Here is a 20,563-nt window from a genome sequence, read left to right as displayed (position 1 = left end):
AATCGCCCTTGCTAAGCCGTTAGCTCGAACGGCCCGTCCGTGCTTTTCGCAACGGTGTAGGCATTTAACTCCTCAGCGACACGGCCCGGATCGGTTACAAACAAGTAGGCCCATTCGCCATAGTCCCCGAGCCGGTTCACACCGCCGACCCAGCGGATAGCCGCTTTCGCTTTGGCGTCGGCGCTGTCCGTAACCTGCCCCTTGATTTCAACAATGACGTTCAAGCCCTTGTCGGTAACAACGATGAAATCGGGGATGTAGCGGGCTGAAACGCCGCGATTGCGATAGGGGATGAAGAAGCCGAGGCGGTCGTTCTTGACCCAGCGGCGAACGCCGGGATGGCTGTCGAGCAAGAAGGCGGCACTCTGCTCCCATTTCTTGGTATCCGCGACCATAGCATTGAGATGGCACCGCGTTACCGGGTAAATCGGCTTGGTGGTATGGAAGTCCACGTAAAGCGTGCTACCGCGTCCGGCTGCGCCCTGTGGGATGACAGCCACTTCCGCGTCCGATGTCGATGCTCCTTTCTTGATCGCTTCCAACAGCGCACCAACGGCGGCTTGCATGTATTCGCCGACCAGCAGCACGTCGCATGGCTGGCTGTCGCCCTTGCGGTCCAGCTTTTCTGAGAGAAAGCGTTTGGCGGCGAAGGCGACCCTGGGAAACAAGACCTGCATCGGCACTGCCGCAGCTCCGTTATCGGCGGCCCAGCGGGTGCAAATTTCCTTCGCTAGCCGAAAAGCGACCTGCTGCTCGCGGAACATCGCCCGCCAGTCCTTTAAGGACAGGATGGGCTTTTCGCCGGGGCCGTAGGCGGCAAGTGTGCCGTCTGGAGTGGTGAGCGGGGTTAACTCCACGGTCTGCGGAATCTTCATCGGGTCGATGGTGACTTTCGCCACCTGTTCCCAATCCACGAAAACATCGAACTGGCCGGATTGGTGATAGCCGGTGACAACCGGGAACGTGATCTCGAACTCGGCCTTTTCCGGCACGGAATAGATATGGTTGGGATCAGTCTGCGGCGGCGTCTCGCCGGATGGTGAGACCTTGAATGGAATCAGCTCGAACGGCACGCCAAAAACCTTGGCGGTTTCCTCGGCGAACATCTGCGTTTCCTCGTTGAGTGCATAGCTCTTACGCCGCAACGCACGCCCGACCACCTGCTCGCAAAGAAGCTGCGAACCGAACGGTCGCAAACCAACAATATGCGTGACTGTATTGGCATCCCAGCCTTCAGCCAGCATGGCGACTGAGACAATGCACCGCACATCACGGCCCGGCGGAATTCGCTCGTCGATCCATTTGAGCGAACCATCATTGTCTTCGCTCGCCGCCTTGTCATTGTGCTTGCGGACAAGCTCTGCCCATTCGTCGGGCACCTTGCGGCCCGGCCATTCGGCCTTACCGATGGTGTCGAGAATGAAGCGGAGGCGACGCGTTTCATCCTTCGTGCCGCCTTCCTCGATGTCCTCGATCACCTTGGAGTCAATTCGCACCGTCACTTCTTGGCCAGGTGCATTGCGGAACCATGCGGGAGCTTCGCCATACCCGCCTTCGCCTGTTGCGAGCCAGCCATGCACTTCCCGCGCAACGGCAGTATCGCGGCAGACGACAATGAATACCGGCGGAACCGGATGTTTGTGCTGGGTCTTGGCAAACTGCTCCCATTCGAGAAACCTTTGGTGCCATTCGGTCGCCAGAAGATTGATGGGCGCGCTGGCGTAATTCATGACAATCTGCGGCGTGACGTTGGTGCCGAAACCGTCTTCCTTCGCTTTGGCTTGCACCCAACGCCAGATATTGAAGTATGCGGCTTCCTCCGCGCCGCTTACGTCACGGGAGGGTAGTTGAGGAATCTTCACAAGCCCGGACTCGATGGCATCTAGCAATCCGAAGTCGGACACGACCCACGGGAAGGGTTTCCCTACCTCGTTTCCCGAACCTTGGATGTAGAAAGGCGTGGCGGACAAATCCACGCAAAGGTTGATGCCGCGCCGGCGGCTGCCGCCCGCCAGCTTGTGGATGCGGTCGAGTCCCTCGATCCAAATGGTAGCCTCGCGAGCGTTCTTCTTGGCGAGGTCCTTATCCTCGTCGAGCGTCTGTTCGTCGCCTTCGGCGACATCGCCGCGCCGGTAAGCGTGGTGGGCTTCGTCGTTGAAAATCAGCCAATGCGGACTGCGGCCCTTGCCGCTGCCAAGCTCGCGGCGGATGCGCTTGAACCATGCCGCGTCGGATTCAAAATACTTGGTTTCGACAGTTTCGTTGGCCTTGCCAGCGTTCTTCACCACTTCGACCGGCTCGCCCGCCTTCACCACCTTGGCGGAATCGCCGTTGACGGTGTTGGTTTCCTTCTTGGCTAGGCGGTGCCAGTTCGCAATCATCACCTCGCCTCGCCGCAATTCCTCCATGCGATGCGGCGGCACAAGCTGACGGGTCCGGTAGAGGCTAAGGTCGCCAAGGGCCGGGTCCAGTTCCTGAAGGCGCTCCCGAATGGTGACGTTGGGGCAGACGATCAGGATGGTATCGGAAAAGCGATCATCCCTTGGTGCTGCGATGCGATTGAGGATGGACCATGACGCCAGCATCCCCATGACGGTCGTTTTGCCGGAGCCGGTTGCCATCTTGCAGGCGTAGCGGAGGAAGGTACGCAAGCCTTCCGCCTTCGCCGCCAAGCCCGGTTCGTCCTTCGGGATTTCCGGGATGCCCTTGCGGTAGCTGTCGGCGGCTTCGACCAGAAAGATGATCGTCTCGGCGGCTTCGATCTGCGCGAAGAACAGGCGCTGCATCCGCTCGTCGCTGCGCCAGAGGTCCAGCAATTCCTTCGTCACCGGCGATGCGCCGTCATAGGCGACGCCGCCGGAGCGCGCGCCTTCGCGCCATTCCTTTACGCGCTCCCGAATGAGGTTGACGATCTCAAGCTCGACTTCTTCGCCGCGCTCGCTCTCGAACATTTCGGCTTGTGCACGATTGCGTCGGCCCCGGCCCGAATGTTCGGGAACGCGGTAGAAGTAACTGGCCCGCCGCCGCCCTTCGGCTTTCACCGGCACCTTGCCGCGCTCGATCTGCCAATGGCATTGTGGCTCGATGAAGGGCGAATTGATGATCGGGGATTCAACCTCCGCAACGGTGATCGGTGGCTCCTGCTGTTGTGCGGCTGGCATTAGTTACCGCTCCCCGCAGATTTGACGACCATCAGCTCGTTGCCGCGCTCGTCTATGGCCTTCACCGCGATGCGCTTCTTGTCGCCCAAGGCGAAAGGTTCGCTGGCGGTCCCGGCAAGATGCTCCCATACGCTGTCGGCGAATTGGCCTTTCAAGGATTTTTGCAGGTTATCCCACGCGCTTGTCTTAGGGAAAAACACCTGTGAGGCGAAAAACGCCATACCGTTGTAGTTGGTGTCGAGCATCCAGCATGGCAGGTTCTCAGCTCGAATTTCGTCGGTTTCCATCGTATCGGGCCTGAAGATGTCCAAACCTTTGATGACTACGCGGTGGAGCGGTATGCCGTCCTTGCCCTTGCCGACTTCCTCTAGCTTCACGTCCGGCAGGCCGGTGATCGAGAAAATCTCGCTCGATTTGCTGGTTTTGAGCAAGTCGGACATCACCACATCCGGCGTGACGGCAACGTAGGCGGTGGGCAGTTTCAGCTTTTCCAACATCTCCCGCGCCTTTGCGTCGATTGCAAAGCCGAACAGAAAAAGCTGGCTATATCCCTGCTGCAACGCTTCGGTATGGGCGTTGAACACATATTCGGAACCGATAGCGCCATCCTCGGGGCCGAACACGATAGCGATGCGCTTCTCAGTGCCGTTACGGGCGACTCCTTCGGCGTGGAGGTATTCACGGTCGGCAAGCGGACTGACGGTTTCCAGTTCTACTGAGATATTGCCGGGCAAGTTGAGCGTTTTGCTCTGGCGCAATACCTCGATCATGCGATCAAGGTAGGCGCGTGGGCTGCTGGTTGTCGGTTGCGGCGACGGGGAATCTTCCTCCATATTCATCGCCGCCTGAATGGTGGATTCGACCGTGAAGGGACCGCAAACGCGGGTGATCTTGTCGTTCACCACGGCGCGGTCGATGATCGTTTCCAGCTTCGGGTCTTCATCGTTGGCGATGGATTTGAGCGTGATACGAGGAACAAGGCCGCCGACTTCCTCGCCGTTGTTGTTCCGCTTACGCTCGTAGATGAAGCCCCCTAATGGGCCTTGTGCCGGGTTCTTGAGCCTATACCACGGGAAAGTGCTGGTCAGGAGCCGCTGCCGCGCCAGCGCAATCGGCACACGCGACGTATCGACGGTGATCCAACGGCGCCCCCATTGTTCGGCGGTGTAGGCGGTGGTCCCGGAGCCGCAAGTGATGTCCAGCACAAGGTCGCCCGGTTCGGTCGTCATGTGAATGCACCGCTCGACTACCTTTACACCGGTCTGGACGACATACACCTTATCATCGGTGAAATTGCCGGTGATGGTGTCGGTCCAGATATTGCCCAACTGCTGGAAGGGAAAATCGTCTGCGTAACGGCGATAGCGGATACTGTTCTTGGCGATATGGATGCGCCCAGCCTTAGCCAGTCTATTCATTCCCTCGGGGTAGTTGGCTTTCCAGTGGGAATTGCCGCCGGGCAGATATGTTTTGCCTTCAAACTCGAAGGGCTGTGGTTCGGATGCGGCTCCCTGCGATTGCAGATCACCCGGATTATACAACTTCACATCGGCAGGGAGCGGCACTTCGCCACGCGCTTCTGCCGCCGTCACTCCGCGATACGTTCCATCGGGAAGCAAAACCCAACGAGCATTGCCAGAGCCAAGTTCAATGGGCTGAGGCTGAAAAATCTTATTGTAGCGAACGGTGTTTTTATCCTTGGAATACCAGAGCAGGAAGTCACCTACCGTTGGCAGCGTGGAAGATTCAAACCCGGAAGTCGTCTGAAAACTAATCTGCGAGACAAATCCGCCGGGGAAAACCTCGTCCAGCACCTCCCGGACATGATGCACATTGTCATCGGAAATCTGAACGAAGATAGAACCGGAAGGGGTCAGTAGTTCGCGCGCCAACGTCAGTCGGTCGCGTAGATAAGTCAGATAGGAATGAAGCCCTAGTTCCCATGTGTCGCGGTAGGCTTTCACCATTTCCGGTTCACGGATCATTTCGTCGTCGGAGCCGTGATTGACCCGGTTCTTGCGAACGAAGGGCTGAAAGTTCGATCCATATTTCACGCCGTAGGGCGGATCGAAATAGAGCATCTGCACCTGACCGCCCAACCCTTCGTATTCGAGCAGGGAGTTCATCACCTGCAAAGAATCTCCGAGGACAAGGCGGTTGGTCCACGGCCCCTTATGCTCGTAGGCATCTAGTTTGTCGGCAACGTCCAAGCCCGTGTCGCCGAACAGATCGAGATTAGTGCCGGTCGCCTTGTGGGATTGGAGGGTATCGAGAATGGCTTGAGTGGAATGGCGCTCGTGAACGAAGAGCGGGAGCGTCGGCACTGTGATCTGCTGGCGCTCGGCCTTGCCCGCCCAATTTAAGAAGGGCTTGGTCAAACTGCGGAGCCGCGCCGCGCATTGCGACAGGGACGTAAAGCGTTCCTCCGTTCCCTGCCATACCTGCGGCTGGGCGAATACGGTGGCTTCGCCCTTGTCGGCGGCGTCGGCGATCAGCGCCAGCAACCACTCCGCAAAGTCACGCTCGCCATTCTCATCCCATGCCAGTTCAGGGGCGAGGCTGGAATCGTAACGGTAGGTTTTCGGGGTTTTCTTGTTCGCGAACTGCGCTTCGACACCGACATCGGGACGCTGAACAGCCTCGGTTTCATGTTTGTAAACGGACGCCGTCCCTGAGCCTTCAGCCGCCATGCATTCCCCCCCGGTAGGTCGCGATTCATTCCACTGGTGGTAGCGTAGCATCTGAAGCGAAGGTTCGGTAGGCCAGAGCAATTCGGAAATATTCTTTTCCGGCATGCCACATAGAGACTTGGCATTACTTCGACAGATCATGCGTACTGAATGATTGTGAGGTGCTGCGGCAGGACATCAATGCAGCAGCTTGCCGGCGCAATGTGGAGGCTCGATCCGTTCCGGGTCGGCACGGCCGCGTCTCATCAGATAGCTACGCGACAGGATGCTAAGGGCCTTGCCCTCGCGCCAGCAAGGTAAGTGGAACCGTCCGGGGCGGTATCCCCAGTCTTCCGCGCTTCGCTTGTGCAGGCCGGGTGATCCCCCTCCACCCCGGCCGCCCTTGCTCGTTGCTACCCCAGTCTCGGCGACGGCCAGAAGGTCAGGCGCGGCGTTCCGCTTCGCTGACCTTCAGACCCGAGGATCAGAGACATGTCTAACGTATCCGACAACACCCCCCGCATCTATGTTGCCTGCCTTGCTGCCTACAACAACGGCTATCTGCATGGCGATTGGATCGACGCGGATCAGGACGCCGACCAGATCAGGGACGAGATTGCGGCGATGCTTGCCCGTTCTCCCGTCGAGGATGCGGAGGAATACGCCATTCACGACTATGGGGGCTTCGAGGGCGTCACGATCAGTGAATATGCCAGCATCGACAGCGTGGCGCGGATGGCCGCTTTCATCTCAGAGCATGGCGCACTTGGCGCGGGCCTGCTGAAGCAGTTCAGCGGCGACATGGACCAAGCGGAATCTACGTTGGAGGATTGCTATCATGGTCAGTTCGCCAGCCTCGCAGACTACATGGAGGAATTGACGACCGAGAGCGTCACGATCCCCGAGGCGCTGCGCTATTATGTCGATTGGGAGGGGATGGCGCGCGACGCCGAGATGGGCGGCGACCTGTTCACCATCGAAACCGCTTACGGCGAAGTGCATGTGTTTTCCAACAGATGAAAACATGAATGCCTGTCCGTGCTCATACGGGCAGGCATCTCGAAAGCACCGGCTGTCACCAAGCTAAAAACACCAAAGAATGATCGGGTTAGCCGCTCAAGGTATCTGGTTAGAGCGGCTTCTATATTTTCGGTGATCCTTGAACCTCTTTTTGCCGGGCGCTGCCCAGCATCCCGGCTTGGGGAGGTGACGCCATGCTCAGCATCGATTGGCGATCTCCGGCGGCATACGGGCACACAAAGCACATCCCTGCCGCTGGCTTCGCTTGGGAATATTTGCGCCGCAACGACGAATATCGTCAGGACTGCCAGACAATCGCATTAACCGGACAGCCGGGCAGCCGCGAGCTTGAAGCGTTCGCGCATCGCTGGGGGTTGCGATTTCCCGTGCGATCCCGACGCGCCGCATGACGGGCAATCGCCGATCTGGTGTCCGCGCCTTCAACCGCAAGCCGTGATGTTGTCGCCGGTCGATCGCAAGGATGACGACACCGAACCGATAGTGACATTGGCGCATCTCGACTGCCTTGACCTGCGCCGCGCTGCCGATGGCTGGCACGGTATCTGGCTGGTCGATGGCGTCGCGCATCAATTCTGGCTGCCCGAGGCGGTGCCGGACGCAGCCGCGTTTTACGCCGTCACGTTGCCGATGGATGCTTTTCTAGAGCTACGCGCTCACGCTGTCCGCCGTTTCTGGCGATCCCTCAACGGTCGCGCGCCCGGTCCTGATTTCCGGGCCGTTCCCGCCCAACTCCGGCAATGGCATATCCTGTCGCTGCGCGCGCTCGACGCCCGGCTGCGCGGCGAGAGCTATCGCACCATCGCCGAAGTCCTGCTCGGCTTTCGCGGCACCAAGGAGGATTTCGAGACCGACCCCCGCAAGAACAAAGCCCGCCGCCTGGTCGCGCACGGTATCAAGATGATGCGGGGCGGCTATCGCCTGCTGCTTCACTACCCGATCAAGCCCGACAAGCGTTGATCGTGCGAGCGTGGTCCTCACGCCTTGTTGGCTGCCGCCTGCTCCAGAATCTTGCGATAGCCTTCACGCGATAGCCATTGCGCGCGTTCGAGATGGTTTTGCCAGCAACGATAAGTCCGAAGTTCCTCGGCAGCCGGATCGCGGTGCAGCACGATCCGCGCGACTTCCTTCCAGTCCGCGCCCTCGGCCTTCGCGTCCAGCAAGCGCAGGTAGGTCACAAAATGCTGTTCGTCATAGATGGTTATGGTGTCGCCGGTCGGCGCTTCATCATCCACATCGGGATCGAGTTCGACGGGAACCCGCATAGTCATTCCCCGTATCCGGGAGAGCTTGTCTGCGGTGCGCCCCCGCAAACGATTCTCTCTGACTCTTGGTGATCGGGGAGTTCGAAACCGCTGTTACACGGCCCCATGGCCTTTAGCTCGGAAAGCCTGTTGTATACGCCACAGGCTCCCCGACCATAAGGTCAAGGAGTTTGGTACCGTCACGGCCGGCACCAACCGGTAACAGAGGGGTTTCGACGCCCCAGAGCAGCGCGTCTGCTCCATCCACATTCTTAGCCGAACCGCGTGCGAATGTCTTCGCCTATTCAGCGCGGCAGGCGATGAGCCGCTGAAAACCCTCACCTATTGGCCGTTTGATGCCACGAAGGGGGGTGCCGCCAGCGCACAGGCGCAAATGCGGCACGCTACGCGCCGCCGATCACTCGCCATGGTTCGCCACAGTCCGCTGCCGCCCCCGGCAGCCCATTCCCGACTGGAGGTGATCCATGCCCAACCCGCTTGCGGGCCTGCCGCCGCGTCTGTTGCGCACCAAGGAAGCCGCGCGCTTCCTCGGCATATCCATCAGAACCCTTGAGAAGCATCGCACCTATGGCACCGGGCCGACCTATCGCAAGGTCGGCGGGCGCGTCCTCTACACCGTCCGCGATCTGGAAGACTGGAGCGCGACCGGCGAGCGCAAATCCACCCGCGACAAGACCGCCGGCACTGTTTTTCCCGCGCGTCCACTCACCCCCGAAGAACGGGGCGACTGCTAATGCTGCGCGAGGACGATCACACGCCCGCGCAGCCGACCGAGGATAGCGAGCGCAGCCGCCTAGACCCCTTCGTGGTTGCAACGGGCGACGCGCCGCCGCGCGACCAGCGCGACTTGATGGAACGGCCGTTTTTCTCGCTGGCGAAGACCCCGCGCACGAAGCCGATACTCTACAAAGCCGCCGACATAGAGGTGCAGGTGTTCGGGATGCCCGAACACGGCATGGCGACCATATGGGACGCCGATGTGCTCATATGGGCGGCCTCGCAGATCGTCGCGGCCGAGAATGACGGCCTCGCTACATCGCGCTTTGTCCGGTTCACACCCTACCACCTGTTGCGCGCCATCGGGCGGCCCACCGGCAATCACCAATACCGGCTTCTGAAAGCCGCGCTGGCGCGGCTGCAATCGACCGTCATCGCCACCACGATCCGCAACGGCCCGCATTGGCGTCGCCGGCAATTCTCATGGATCAACGAGTGGGAGGAAATGACGACGCGCGCCGGCCGCGTCGAGGGCATGGAGTTCGTCCTGCCCGAATGGTTCTACAACAGCGTCATCGACCGTTCGCTGGTCCTGACCATCGACCCGGCCTACTTCCGGCTGACTGGCGGCATCGAGCGATGGCTTTACCGCGTCGCCAGAAAGCACGCCGGGCACCAGCGCCACGGCTGGATTTTCGAGGTCGCGCACCTTCACCAGAAATCCGGCAGCCTCGCGCGGCCGTCCGACTTCGCGCTCGACCTGCGCCGGATAGCAGCCCGCCAGCAGCTCCCCGGCTACCTGCTCCAGATCGAGCGGGAAGACGGCCGCGAGCTGCTGCGCATCCGCCCCGAAAACCTGTCAACAGGCACTGTTGATAACCCTGTTAATGCCATCGGCAGATCAGGCGCACGGGGTATCGGCACATCAGGCGCACCACTATCGGCAGATCAGGCGCACGAACCACAGCTAACGCTTTGGCCTGAAACGCGGAATCCCACCGCTAACTTATCTAATAGAGAATCTAACTCTTTTTCTTTGACGCGCGCGCAGGCGAAGCGCGGTGCCGGTTCTGCCCGAAGGGGCGAGCCATGACGGCCGCGCTTGACACGCTGCGCCCGCGCAGCCCCCAGCACATCCCCGGAGACGAACAATGACCCGTCGCGCCCACCGCAGCGCGCACGGCCGTCCGCTGCCGGACGGGCCTGCGCCCTTCACCACATTGGTCGAGCTGACCTTCGAGAAACGCAAGGTCGAGCACTGGATACGCTTCGGCCGCAAGAGCTACGAGCAGATCATCGACCGCCGCCGCAGCGTCGTCGGCTTCGCGCCGGGCAGCGTCTTCGCCTTCGTCCGTTGGGCATCTGGCGAGCACGGCACTGTCGTTTCGCGCATCGACATTGTGCGGGCCATCGGTCGGGGCGAGCCGTTCCAGACATTGCCCTTCGTGCGCCCCGGTGGCGAAATCCTGTTGCGCCTCGACGGCTGGCCCAAGGTGCAGCGCGCGCTTGCCGCCATCGACGCCGTGGAATCCCTCGGCCTCGATCCGGCCGACGCCTCGCCGGAGCACTGGCGGCACGTCCACAACCGTTTGACCGCCAATCTGGAGCCGCACGCCTACACGCCCGAGCGACATGCCGCATGGCTTCATCGCCGGAGGATCGACCCATGACGCGCCGCCGCACCCTCACGGTGACGGCGCTCGCCATCATCGGCATCGCCGCTGCCAGCGCCGTCGATTGGCCCGCGAAACTCATCTGGAACGCGACGGCCAGCGCACCCATCGGCTTCTACACCGTCGAGCCGGCCGAGCGGATCGAGGTGCCCGAGCTGGTCGCCATCATGCCGCCCGAACCGCTCGCCGCCTTCATGATCGAGCGCGGCTATATCGCGCGAGGCGTCCCGCTCTTGAAGCGCGTCTTGGGCCTGCCCGGACAGCGGGTTTGCCGAGCCGGCCGCACGATCACGGTTGACGGGATCGAGATGGGCGAGGCGCTGGAGCGCGACAGCCTCGGCCACGATCTGCCCATCTGGCAGGGCTGCCGCGTTATCGGCGGCGACCAGCTTTTTCTCATGAATTGGGAAGTCCGCGACAGCCTCGACGGCCGTTATTTCGGACCCATCCCCGCAGATTCCGTCATCGGCCGAGCGGTTCCGCTCTGGACCGATGAGGAAGGCGTCGGCCGCTACGAGTGGCGCGCGCCGACGCACTGAAACCACCCCCCGAAAACCAACCGCAGGAGATTTCCATGGCAGAGCTAGGCACCTTCACCCGCACCGAAACCGGCTATGCGGGAGAGCTTCATTCGTTCGGCCTCCACGAAAAGCTGTTCATCGTCCCGGCCAAGCCGAGCGACGTAAAAAACGCACCCGACTATCGCGTGCGCCTCAATAGCGAGGACGGCCCGGACACCGGCCCCGCATGGAAAGACTCCAGCGAAAACGCTGGCGAGTTCGTGTCGATGCGATTGGAGGGACCGATCTTCCCGTTCCCGATCCGCGCCAAACTGTTCCAGTCGAACGACGATCCATCGGTCTGGACCCTGCGTTGGAAGCACCCCCGGAAGATCGAGGACGACGAATGACGGCCGCGCGCACGCTGGCAGGCTGGCGTCGTTGCGGAGACAGGCCGGCATGGCATTATGCCGTCCTGCTGCTGGCCGGCGCGCTTTCCGTCTGCATCGGATCGGGCGTAGCTGTCGCGCAATCAGCGCCCGTCGAGCGTCCGGCCGCAGCCCATCCCTATGCGGCCCACATCGCCGAGGCGTCGCAGCGTTTCGGCATCCCAGAGCACTGGATTCGCGCGGTGCTGCGCGCCGAAAGCGCGGGCGACATGCGCGCCGTATCGTCGGCCGGGGCGATGGGATTGATGCAGGTGATGCCCGACACATGGGCGGGTCTGCGCGTCCGCTACGGCCTCGACCGCGATCCCTACGACCCGCGCGACAACATCATGGCGGGCACGGCCTATCTGCGCGAAATGTTCGACCGCTACGGCAATGTCGCGGCGATGCTGGCGGCCTACAATGCCGGTCCCGGCCGCTATGACGAGCACCGCGCGACCGGCCGCCAGCTTCCCGCCGAGACACGCGCCTATGTCGCCGCTCTCGCCCCGATCCTTGGCGGCGCGGCTCCATCGGGTGCGCCGTTGCAACCACCGGCACCCCTGCCAGATTGGCGCGAGGCTCCGCTGTTCGTCATGCGCCCGGACGACACGCGAGCTGCCGCCGCACCGCCGTCCGTGGTGCAAACAGGCGACGGCCGCGCTGCCGTTCCGGCGCGCGACCCCGCCCGTGCGGAGCCGCAGGACGGCAGCATTTTCGTGGCGAGCGCCAGCGATGGGAGAATGCCATGAGGGCGGCGTTCCCGCGCTCGGCGGCTTTGGTTTCGGCATCCGGTCGGGCAGGTTTGCGCCCGGCAGGATTCCCGGCGGGAGGGGCAGAAAAGACAGAAAGGGCGGAGGGCAAGATTAAAGAAGACGGCACTATATCGGGCCGCTTCTGGAAATTATTGTTGTCTGCACACTGGTTAGGTGGCCGGTTCCGGCACCATGGTTTTGAGGGGTCGCGTGCCGCGATTTTTCGCAAAGCCTTGGCTTTGCAGGATTTCGAGCGGCACCATAGGCGCAGATCGGCCGTTTTCCGGTGGTTTGGGCTGGAGTCGCGCCCTTGAGCGCCGACGACGAAAACCGCTTCCGTCCGAAGCCCGGCCGCATCCGATCCGACACGCCGAAGGCTGGCAAGACCAAGAGCTTTTTCACGCAGGTCAAGAAGATCACCCGGCAGCATCGGGCAGCGGCCTCCCGCGATCCTTCCATGCCATCATCGGCCCGCCCGTCATCGCCGGGCCGGTCCCGTGCCGTGGTCGCCAGCGGCAAGGGCGTGAAGCGCGGCCGGGGCGCGAGCTTCGTGCGCGCCCGCAATATCTCCGGCCATTGGCATCATCGCCAGCCCGGCAGCCGCCGCGTCATCGTCAAGCAGCGCAGCGTCAGGGCCGCATGGAAGGGCGGCCGTGCCCGCGCGCATCTGCGCTATGTCCAGCGTGACGGAACCTCACGCGACGGCGAGCGGGGCCGGCTCTATTCGGCGACCGAGGACCGCGCCGATGGCGACGCCTTCCTTGATCGCGGCAAGGACGACCGCCACCAATTCAGATTCATCGTCTCGCCCGAGGATGGCGCGGAGTTGTCGGACCTCACGGCCTACACCCGCGATTTCATGAAGCAGGTGGAAGCCGACCTCGGCACCAAACTCGATTGGGTTGCGGTGAACCACTACAACACCGGCCATCCCCATGTGCATATCATCGTCAACGGCCGCGACGACACGGGCGGGGATCTAGTCATCAACGGCGACTATCTTTCCGCCGGCCTGCGCGAGCGCGCCAGCGAGCTTGCCAGTCTTGAACTCGGCCCCGTGACCGAGATCGAGCAGACCCGCAAGCTGTCTGCCGAAATCGACCAAGACCGCTTGACCCGGATCGACCGCGCCATGTCCGAAGAAGCCGATGCCCGTTTCCTCGACTTGCGCCATGAACCGGCAGCGCCGAGGCGGCAGTTCGAGCGCACCCTACGCCTGCGCCGTCTAGCCAAGCTGGAGAAGATGGGGCTTGCGACCGAGCACGCGCCCGCCGTTTGGGAATTGAGCAAGGACATGGAACCGGCCCTGCGCGAGCTAGGCGAGCGTGGCGACATTATCCGCACCATGCAGAAGGCGCTCGGCCCGCAGGGAGGCGAACGCGATCCCATGAGCTTTCAAATCCATGACGGAGCGCCCGAGACGCCCATTTTCGGCCGCGTCGTGGACAAGCATCTGTCCGACGAGTTGGGGGAGAACCTGACAATCGTGGTGGACGGGATCGACGGCAGGACGCACCACATCGCCGGTATCGCCCCAGAGCGGCTGGAGGACGCCCGCATCGGCAGCGTCATCCAGATCGGCCTGGCCGAGGCGGCACCCCGGCCGTCCGACCGCACCATCACATCCATCGCCGAGAACGGCATCTACCGGCCGAGCCGTCATCTGGAGCAGGCGAAATTCGAGGGTCGCGTTCCGGGCGGCGACTATGAGGGCTATGTCGATGCCCATGTCCGGCGACTGGAGGCATTGCGCCGCGCCGGGATCGTCGAGAGGATCGACGCCGACCAATGGCGCATCCCCGATGATCTGGTCAGCCGCGCCGCCGCCTATGACGCCGGCCGTGACCGGCAGGCCAGCGTTCGCGTCCTGTCCCCGGTCGATCTAGGCAAGCAGATCGGATCGGACGGCGCGACATGGCTGGACCGGCGATTGGTCCATGGCGAAACGGCCGACCTTGCCCCGACCGGCTTCGGCCAGCAGGTGCGCGAGGCCATGGACCGGCGCCGCGAGCATCATATCGAGCAGGGCGACGCCACCCGCAGCCGGGACAGCCGCGTCTTCTACCGGCGCAACCTTCTCGCCATCCTGCGGGAGCGCGAGGTAGCCGGCGTCGGATCGGATATGGCTTTGAGTAAGGGCCTGCCGTTCCGCGCCGCCACGGACGGCGAGAGCGTCAGCGGCAAGTTTACCGGAACCGTGCATCTATCGAGCGGCAAGTTCGCCGTGGTCGAGAAATCCCATGAGTTCACCCTTGTCCCGTGGCGGCCGATCATCGACCGCCAACTCGGCCGCGAGGTTATGGGCATCGTGCAGGGCGGGTCGGTGTCGTGGCAGTTAGGGCGGCAGAGGGGGCTGGAACGCTGAGTGCGCCCATGCCGCATTGCGAAGCAAAAGATAATCGGATAAAAGGTAGCAATTCATATTCGTAAGCGTGGAGTAATCAGATGGGAAATTCCAAGTCAGCAGACAAGTAAGCCGCAACAACCAGTATTGTTGTTGCGGCGCTCTGTAAGGCTAGTCTCATCTGATTGCTGACGAGCAGACGTCGCCCGGTATTCCTTAATCGAGCGGTTGATTCGTCATGACCACCACACGCCCCGCGTGGGCCTATACGCTGCCGGCAGCACTGCTGCTGATGGCTCCTTTCGACATCCTCGCTTCACTGGCGATGGATATTTATCTCCCTGTCGTTCTAGCGATGCCCGGCATCCTGAACACGACGCCCGCTATGATCCAACTCACGTTGAGCCTCTATATGGTGATGCTCGGCGTGGGCCAGGTGATTTTTGGTCCGCTCTCAGACAGAATCGGGCGACGGCCAATTCTACTTGCGGGCGCAACGGCTTTCGTCATTGCGTCTCTGGGAGCAGCTTGGTCTTCAACTGCACCGGCCTTTGTCGCTTTCCGTCTACTTCAAGCAGTGGGCGCGTCGGCCATGCTGGTGGCGACGTTCGCGACGGTTCGCGACGTTTATGCCAACCGTCCTGAGGGTGTCGTCATCTACGGCCTTTTCAGTTCGATGCTGGCGTTCGTGCCTGCGCTCGGCCCTATCGCCGGAGCATTGATCGGCGAGTTCTTGGGATGGCAGGCGATATTCATTACTTTGGCTATACTGGCGATGCTCGCACTCCTAAATGCGGGTTTCAGGTGGCACGAAACCCGCCCTCTGGATCAAGTCAAGACGCGCCGATCTGTCTTGCCGATCTTCGCGAGTCCGGCTTTTTGGGTTTACACTGTCGGCTTTAGCGCCGGTATGGGCACCTTCTTCGTCTTCTTCTCGACGGCTCCCCGTGTGCTCATAGGCCAAGCGGAATATTCCGAGATCGGATTCAGCTTTGCCTTCGCCACTGTCGCGCTTGTAATGATCGTGACAACCCGTTTCGCGAAGTCCTTTGTCGCCAGATGGGGCATCGCAGGATGCGTGGCGCGTGGGATGGCGTTGCTTGTTTGCGGAGCGGTCCTGTTGGGGATCGGCGAACTTTACGGCTCGCCGTCATTCCTCACCTTCATCCTACCGATGTGGGTTGTCGCGGTCGGTATTGTCTTCACGGTGTCCGTTACCGCGAACGGCGCTTTGGCAGAGTTCGACGACATCGCGGGATCAGCGGTCGCGTTCTACTTCTGCGTTCAAAGCCTGATAGTCAGCATTGTCGGGACATTGGCGGTGGCACTTTTAAACGGTGACACAGCGTGGCCCGTGATCTGTTACGCCACGGCGATGGCGGTACTGGTTTCGTTGGGGCTGGTGCTCCTTCGGCTCCGTGGGGCTGCCACCGAGAAGTCGCCAGTCGTCTAACCGACGACTGGTAGCAGGCCCGCTCCGATGCGGCGCACTAACCATCGAAACCTCGTGAATGTCGGTATCCTGTCTGGCAGGATACCGCTCATTTCCCTTGTTCAGTTCATCGCCGTCGCCGAGCATCTGAATTTTCGGCATGCGGCCAAGGCACTTGGTATCAGCCAGTCGAGCGTCAGCGCGCGTGTGAAAGCGCTGGAGGATAACCTTGGTGTCCTGCTATTTGAGCGCCATGCGCGGGGCGTTCGGCTAACAGACGCAGGCAGGCACTTCATGGAGCGTGTCACGGCGGGTGTCGATCAACTCGATCACGCAGTGAAGACCGCAGGCATGACAGCTCAAGGAGAATACGGCCGGCTTCGCATCGGCATCCATGCCTTAATCCCACGCAGCTTTCTCACGGAGCTGATCCGTCATTATCGGGAAGAACATACGGGCATTGAGGTTGAGATCACCGAAGGCACAGCCCGCGATGCGGTGATGCAGCTTCGTGCTGACCAGCTCGACGTGGTGTTCGTCGCGGGCAAGCCCGAGATGCCCGACTGCCATACCCGACCGATCTGGACCGAACCGCTGGTGGCCGTGCTATCGGATGGGCATCGCCTCGCCGGGCAGTCCGCAATCACTTGGTCCGATCTGGTCGGCGAGACTTTCATTGTTCGCTATGGTGGCACCGGCCCGCAGGTCCATGACCATATCGTGCTGCGCCTTGCCGGGCGTTGGCCCGCACCGTCGATCCGGCGCTTTGATGTGGGGCGCGACACGCTGCTATCTATGGTCGGACAAGGCTTCGGCATCACTATCGTCGGCGAGGCAACGTCATTGTTGCCGACGACCGGCATCGTCTTCCTGCCCTTCCTCGATGAACCGGAGCCGGTTGCCTTTACAGCCGTCTGGTCGCCGTTCAATCGCAACTCCGCACTGAAAAATCTACTCAACCTCGCAGGCAAAATGAAGCGTGACGGCGATTCGCCCAATCGTTTCCTGGATGGCACTCGACCGGCACGATAACGGCACAGGCGATCCATCCTATTTGCCGCCGATAGTATCCGGCAGCCCTCCGGCATCCTCTTTCCTGTTGCCCGTCCCGATTTTGCCTACTCTCTGATCGGCTCCGTCTCTTTTGCCGACTGGAGCCTGCATTGCGCGGAGGCCGAATCCTTTGGGGTCAGATCGCCGTAGTCATCACCATCGTTCTGGTGATGACGTGGGCGGCGACGCAATGGGTTGCCTTTCGCCTCGGCTTCCAGCCCCAGCTTGGAGCGCCATGGTTCGATCTGGCGGGCCTGCCGGTCTATTATCCGCCGGCCTTCTTCTGGTGGTGGTTTTCCTTCGACGCCTACGCGCCCGCTATCTTCGTCGAGGGCGGCACCATCGCGGTATCGGGCGGCTTCATCGCCATCGCCGCCGCCATCCTCATGTCGATCATTCGAGCGCGGGAAGCCCGCAACATCGCCACCTACGGATCGGCGCGATGGGCGGAAGACAAGGAAATCCGTGCGGCCGGATTGCTCGGCCCCGATGGCGTAGTGCTCGGCCGGCATACGCAAGACTATCTGCGCCATGACGGTCCCGAGCATGTCTTATGCTTCGCGCCGACCCGCAGCGGTAAGGGCGTCGGGTTGGTGGTGCCGACGCTGCTGACATGGCCGGGAAGCTGCATCGTCCACGACATCAAGGGCGAGAACTGGACGCTGACGGCCGGCTTTCGCGCGAAGCACGGCCGCGTCCTGCTGTTCGATCCCACGAACGCCAGATCGTCGGCCTACAATCCGTTGCTGGAGGTGCGGCAGGGGGAGTGGGAAGTCCGCGACGTGCAGAACATCGCGGATATTCTGGTCGATCCCGAAGGCAGCTTCGACAAGCGTAATCATTGGGAAAAGACCAGCCATAGCCTGCTGGTCGGCGCGATCCTGCATGTTCTCTATGCGGAGAAGGACAAGACGCTGGCGGGCGTCGCCAATTTCCTGTCCGATCCCCGCCGCCCGGTCGAGGCGACCTTGCGCGCCATGATGGACACGCCGCATCTCGGCGAGGCTGGCGTTCATCCCGTCATCGCGTCGTCGGCGCGCGAGCTGTTGAACAAGAGCGAGAACGAACGAAGCGGGGTGCTCTCCACCGCCATGTCGTTTCTCGGCCTCTACCGCGATCCCGTGGTGGCGCGCGTGACGGCGCGTTGCGACTGGCGCATTGCCGATCTTGTCGGCAGCCGCCAGCCCGTCACGCTCTATCTGGTCGTGCCGCCGTCCGACATAAACCGCACCAAGCCGCTCATCCGCCTGATCCTCAACCAGATCGGCAGGCGGTTGACCGAGGAACTGACCACCTCTGGCAAGCGGCATCGGCTGCTGTTGATGCTGGACGAGTTTCCAGCACTCGGCCGCCTCGATTTTTTTGAGTCCGCGTTGGCCTTCATGGCGGGCTACGGCCTCAAAGGCTTCCTGATCGCGCAGAGCCTCAATCAGATCGAGCGCGCCTATGGGCCGAACAACGCGATCCTCGACAACTGCCATGTCCGCGTCAGCTTCGCCACCAACGACGAGCGCACCGCCAAGCGGGTGAGCGACGCACTTGGCACCGCGACCGAGCTGCGCGATTCCACCAATTACGCCGGCCATCGCCTCGCGCCATGGCTGGGGCATTTGATGGTTTCCCGGCAGGAGACTGCCCGGCCGCTGCTCACGCCGGGCGAGATCATGCAGCTCCCGCCCACCGATGAAATTGTCATGGTCGCGGGAACGCCGCCGATCCGCGCGACCAAGGCCCGCTATTTCGAGGATGCGCGGTTTCAGGAACGCATCCTGACCCCGCCCGATCTGGTCGCCGTTCCGCTGGCGCCCAGCCCATCCGCCGATGATTGGTCCGGCCGCGTGGTCGCGGCGGAAAGCCGTTCCGCTCCGAGCGGAAACGCGGCCGATGGCGATCCGGCCAATGCAGGCATCCGCCGTGAGCCGGAATTGCCGGAGCATGAGGAAATCGTCGCCCCGCCGCCGTCGCCCGAACAGGAGTTCGAGTTTCTGGACGACGAGCCGGACGTTGACGCGGCCAAGGCCCGCGCCATGCGCCAGCGCATGAGGATGGTGGCGCGGCAGGTAGCGATGCACCCCGATGATGGAATCGACCTTTGAGGACACGCCCATGACCACGCGCACCCGCATGAACATCTATTTCGACCCCGCGCTCATCCCGCAGATCGAGGCGATGGCGCTACGCCGCTCGGTGGCGCTGCGCCGCAATGTCTCGAAATCCGCCATCGTGGAAGCGGCTGTCATGTCCTACCTGTCCGGCGATGCCGACGACCAGCTTGAAGCCGCCATGTCGCGCCGCTTGGATAAACTCGGCCGCCAGATCGACACGCTCGACCTAGATCTCGCCGCCCTCGGCGAGACGGTCGCGCAATTCATTCATTTCTGGATGACCATCACGCCGCCGCTTACGGGAGCCGCACAATCCGCTGCCCGCGCCAAAGGCGCGGAACGGTTCGAGGGCTTCATGCAGACCCTCGGCAAGCGGCTGGCGACGGGCGACAGATTCCTAAAGGAACTGTCGCGCGATATTGACGCCGCCGCCGATACAACATCCGAAAAAAGCTAACTTCGGAGATCGAGACGGAATGTCCCAAGCGCGTCCATCACTTCCTCTTTCGTTGCCTCGGTAATCTCTCTGCCAATTCGCGCACCCGTTTGAAGGACATCCATCAGATAGTCCCGGTCTTGAGCGAGCGTCAATCGACGCTCTCGAATTGGAGCAAGCAACGTCTGTAGGCTCCAGACTCATTAACTTTAGAGCCAGAAGAGGACGGTTGCGGCGAGTGCTATGGCCGAGAGGAAGACGATGGGGCACCTGTCGTATCTGGTCGCAACCCGCCGCCAGTCTTTGAGCCTGCCGAACATGATCTCAATACGGTTGCGGCGCTTGTAGCGGCGTTTGTCGTGCCTGATGACTTTCTTCCTGCCCTTCCGACCGGGGATGCATGCCCTTATCCCCTTGTCTTTCAACGCATCTCTGAACCAGTCGGCATCATAGCCCCGGTCGGCCAGCATCCATTCTGCCTGCGGCAGGCTGCTCAGCATGGCGGCAGCGCCGGTGTAATCGCTGACAGGACCAGCCGTGACAAACATGCGGATCGGACGGCCCTGGGCATCGGCAACTGCGTGAAGCTTCGTGTTCATCCCACCCTTCGTGCGACCGATCAGCCTGCCACGCCCCCCTTTTTCACCCGCAGGCTGGAGGCCGTGCGATGGGCTTTCAGATAGGTTGCATCAATCATGATCGTCTTCTCGTCAGCCGTCTCGGCGGCCAGGCCGGTCATGATGCGGGTGAACACACCCATCCGGCTCCAGCGCTTCCATCGGTTGTAGAGGGTCTTGGGCGGCCCGTATTCCCGGGGCGCGTCACACCAGCGCAAGCCATTGCGATTGATGAAGATTATGCCGCTCAGCACCCGGCGATCATCGACACGCGGCTTGCCATGGCTCTTGGGAAAGAAGGGCTCAAGCCGCGCCATCTGCGCGTCAGTCAGCCAGAATAGATTGCTCATCAGAAGGGCCTCCTGGCGCC

At 61.9% G+C, this 20,563-nt stretch carries 17 protein-coding genes and 3 pseudogenes; 16 read left to right on the top strand and 4 right to left on the bottom strand.

Translation table 11 applies throughout. From position 1 onward, the window contains the following. Positions 1–11 precede the first annotated feature (11 nt). Both RSD66_RS13110 and RSD66_RS13105 read right to left on the bottom strand, forming a co-directional pair. On the bottom strand, positions 12–3,161 hold the full coding sequence (locus RSD66_RS13110) for a BPTD_3080 family restriction endonuclease (protein WP_415288140.1): 3,150 nt from the start codon (positions 3,159–3,161) through the stop codon (positions 12–14). After that, on the bottom strand, positions 3,161–5,851 hold the full coding sequence (locus RSD66_RS13105) for a site-specific DNA-methyltransferase (RefSeq protein WP_415288139.1): 2,691 nt from the start codon (positions 5,849–5,851) through the stop codon (positions 3,161–3,163). Before RSD66_RS13105 ends, RSD66_RS13110 begins: the two co-directional genes overlap by 1 nt. Before the next feature lie 471 nt (positions 5,852–6,322). Between RSD66_RS13105 and RSD66_RS13100 the strand changes: the two genes are divergently transcribed. From RSD66_RS13100 to RSD66_RS13090, 3 genes are all read left to right on the top strand, one after another. Further along, positions 6,323–6,850, top strand: a complete 528-nt coding sequence (locus tag RSD66_RS13100) for an antirestriction protein ArdA (protein ID WP_415288137.1) — start codon at positions 6,323–6,325, stop codon at positions 6,848–6,850. Between the two features lie 194 nt (positions 6,851–7,044). Beyond that, positions 7,045–7,260, top strand: a complete 216-nt coding sequence (locus RSD66_RS13095; protein WP_415288135.1) for a transcriptional regulator domain-containing protein — start codon at positions 7,045–7,047, stop codon at positions 7,258–7,260. After that, entirely contained in the window at positions 7,199–7,828 is a 630-nt protein-coding gene (locus RSD66_RS13090; RefSeq protein WP_415288133.1) for a DUF2285 domain-containing protein, read from the top strand. Before RSD66_RS13095 ends, RSD66_RS13090 begins: the two co-directional genes overlap by 62 nt. 17 nt (positions 7,829–7,845) lie before the next feature. Here RSD66_RS13090 and RSD66_RS13085 read toward each other — a convergent pair whose 3' ends face one another. Further along, entirely contained in the window at positions 7,846–8,133 is a 288-nt protein-coding gene (locus tag RSD66_RS13085) for a DNA -binding domain-containing protein (RefSeq protein WP_415288132.1), read from the bottom strand. Between the two features lie 464 nt (positions 8,134–8,597). Between RSD66_RS13085 and RSD66_RS13080 the strand changes: the two genes are divergently transcribed. The 13 genes and pseudogenes from RSD66_RS13080 to RSD66_RS13020 all read left to right on the top strand — a co-directional run bounded on the left by RSD66_RS13080 (position 8,598) and on the right by RSD66_RS13020 (position 19,597). Then, complete coding sequence (locus tag RSD66_RS13080; RefSeq protein WP_189487969.1) at positions 8,598–8,867, top strand: helix-turn-helix transcriptional regulator; 270 nt, start codon at positions 8,598–8,600, stop codon at positions 8,865–8,867. Continuing rightward, positions 8,867–9,700: pseudogene (locus RSD66_RS13075) on the top strand (replication initiator protein A); the annotation flags it as partial. The gene RSD66_RS13080 and the pseudogene RSD66_RS13075, both read left to right, overlap by 1 nt. 301 nt (positions 9,701–10,001) lie before the next feature. Further along, on the top strand, positions 10,002–10,520 hold the full coding sequence (locus RSD66_RS13070) for a DUF2840 domain-containing protein (RefSeq protein WP_415288130.1): 519 nt from the start codon (positions 10,002–10,004) through the stop codon (positions 10,518–10,520). After that, positions 10,517–11,062, top strand: a complete 546-nt coding sequence (locus RSD66_RS13065; protein WP_415288128.1) for a S26 family signal peptidase — start codon at positions 10,517–10,519, stop codon at positions 11,060–11,062. The genes RSD66_RS13070 and RSD66_RS13065 overlap by 4 nt, the downstream gene beginning before the upstream one ends. Then, entirely contained in the window at positions 11,041–11,433 is a 393-nt protein-coding gene (locus RSD66_RS13060; protein WP_415288126.1) for a DUF736 domain-containing protein, read from the top strand. Before RSD66_RS13065 ends, RSD66_RS13060 begins: the two co-directional genes overlap by 22 nt. Continuing rightward, entirely contained in the window at positions 11,430–12,203 is a 774-nt protein-coding gene (locus tag RSD66_RS13055; RefSeq protein WP_415288124.1) for a lytic transglycosylase domain-containing protein, read from the top strand. Before RSD66_RS13060 ends, RSD66_RS13055 begins: the two co-directional genes overlap by 4 nt. A 460-nt stretch (positions 12,204–12,663) precedes the next feature. Then, positions 12,664–13,170 (top strand): annotated as a pseudogene (locus RSD66_RS13050) (relaxase/mobilization nuclease domain-containing protein); the annotation flags it as partial. A gap of 168 nt (positions 13,171–13,338) precedes the next feature. Further along, positions 13,339–14,571, top strand: a complete 1,233-nt coding sequence (locus RSD66_RS13045; RefSeq protein ID WP_415289596.1) for a DUF3363 domain-containing protein — start codon at positions 13,339–13,341, stop codon at positions 14,569–14,571. Positions 14,572–14,788: 217 nt separating this feature from the next. Continuing rightward, positions 14,789–16,003 (top strand): chloramphenicol/florfenicol efflux MFS transporter FloR, encoded by a 1,215-nt coding sequence (floR, locus tag RSD66_RS13040; protein WP_132585192.1) that lies wholly within the window; start codon positions 14,789–14,791, stop codon positions 16,001–16,003. 27 nt (positions 16,004–16,030) lie between these two features. Further along, positions 16,031–16,330, top strand: a pseudogene (locus RSD66_RS13035) (LysR family transcriptional regulator); the annotation flags it as partial. A gap of 3 nt (positions 16,331–16,333) precedes the next feature. Then, entirely contained in the window at positions 16,334–17,014 is a 681-nt protein-coding gene (locus RSD66_RS13030) for a LysR family substrate-binding domain-containing protein (RefSeq protein WP_109354582.1), read from the top strand. Positions 17,015–17,145: 131 nt separating this feature from the next. Further along, complete coding sequence (locus tag RSD66_RS13025) at positions 17,146–19,131, top strand: conjugal transfer protein TraG (RefSeq protein ID WP_415288123.1); 1,986 nt, start codon at positions 17,146–17,148, stop codon at positions 19,129–19,131. Positions 19,132–19,141: 10 nt separating this feature from the next. Beyond that, positions 19,142–19,597: a hypothetical protein gene (locus RSD66_RS13020; RefSeq protein WP_031285411.1), complete on the top strand. Its 456-nt coding sequence runs from the start codon at positions 19,142–19,144 to the stop codon at positions 19,595–19,597. 188 nt (positions 19,598–19,785) lie between these two features. Here the strand turns inward: RSD66_RS13020 and RSD66_RS13015 are convergent. Beyond that, positions 19,786–20,543, bottom strand: a protein-coding gene (locus tag RSD66_RS13015; RefSeq protein ID WP_415288121.1) for an IS5 family transposase whose coding sequence is annotated in 2 segments (ribosomal slippage) — positions 19,786–20,222 and positions 20,222–20,543 — 759 coding nt in all. Because the reading frame shifts where the segments join, the coding sequence is not laid out codon by codon here. Positions 20,544–20,563 lie beyond the last annotated feature (20 nt).

This window comes from Brevundimonas sp. S1H14, assembly GCF_047716865.1.
GTDB lineage: Bacteria > Pseudomonadota > Alphaproteobacteria > Caulobacterales > Caulobacteraceae > Brevundimonas > Brevundimonas naejangsanensis.
This window is presented reverse-complemented; position numbering and strand designations above follow the sequence as displayed.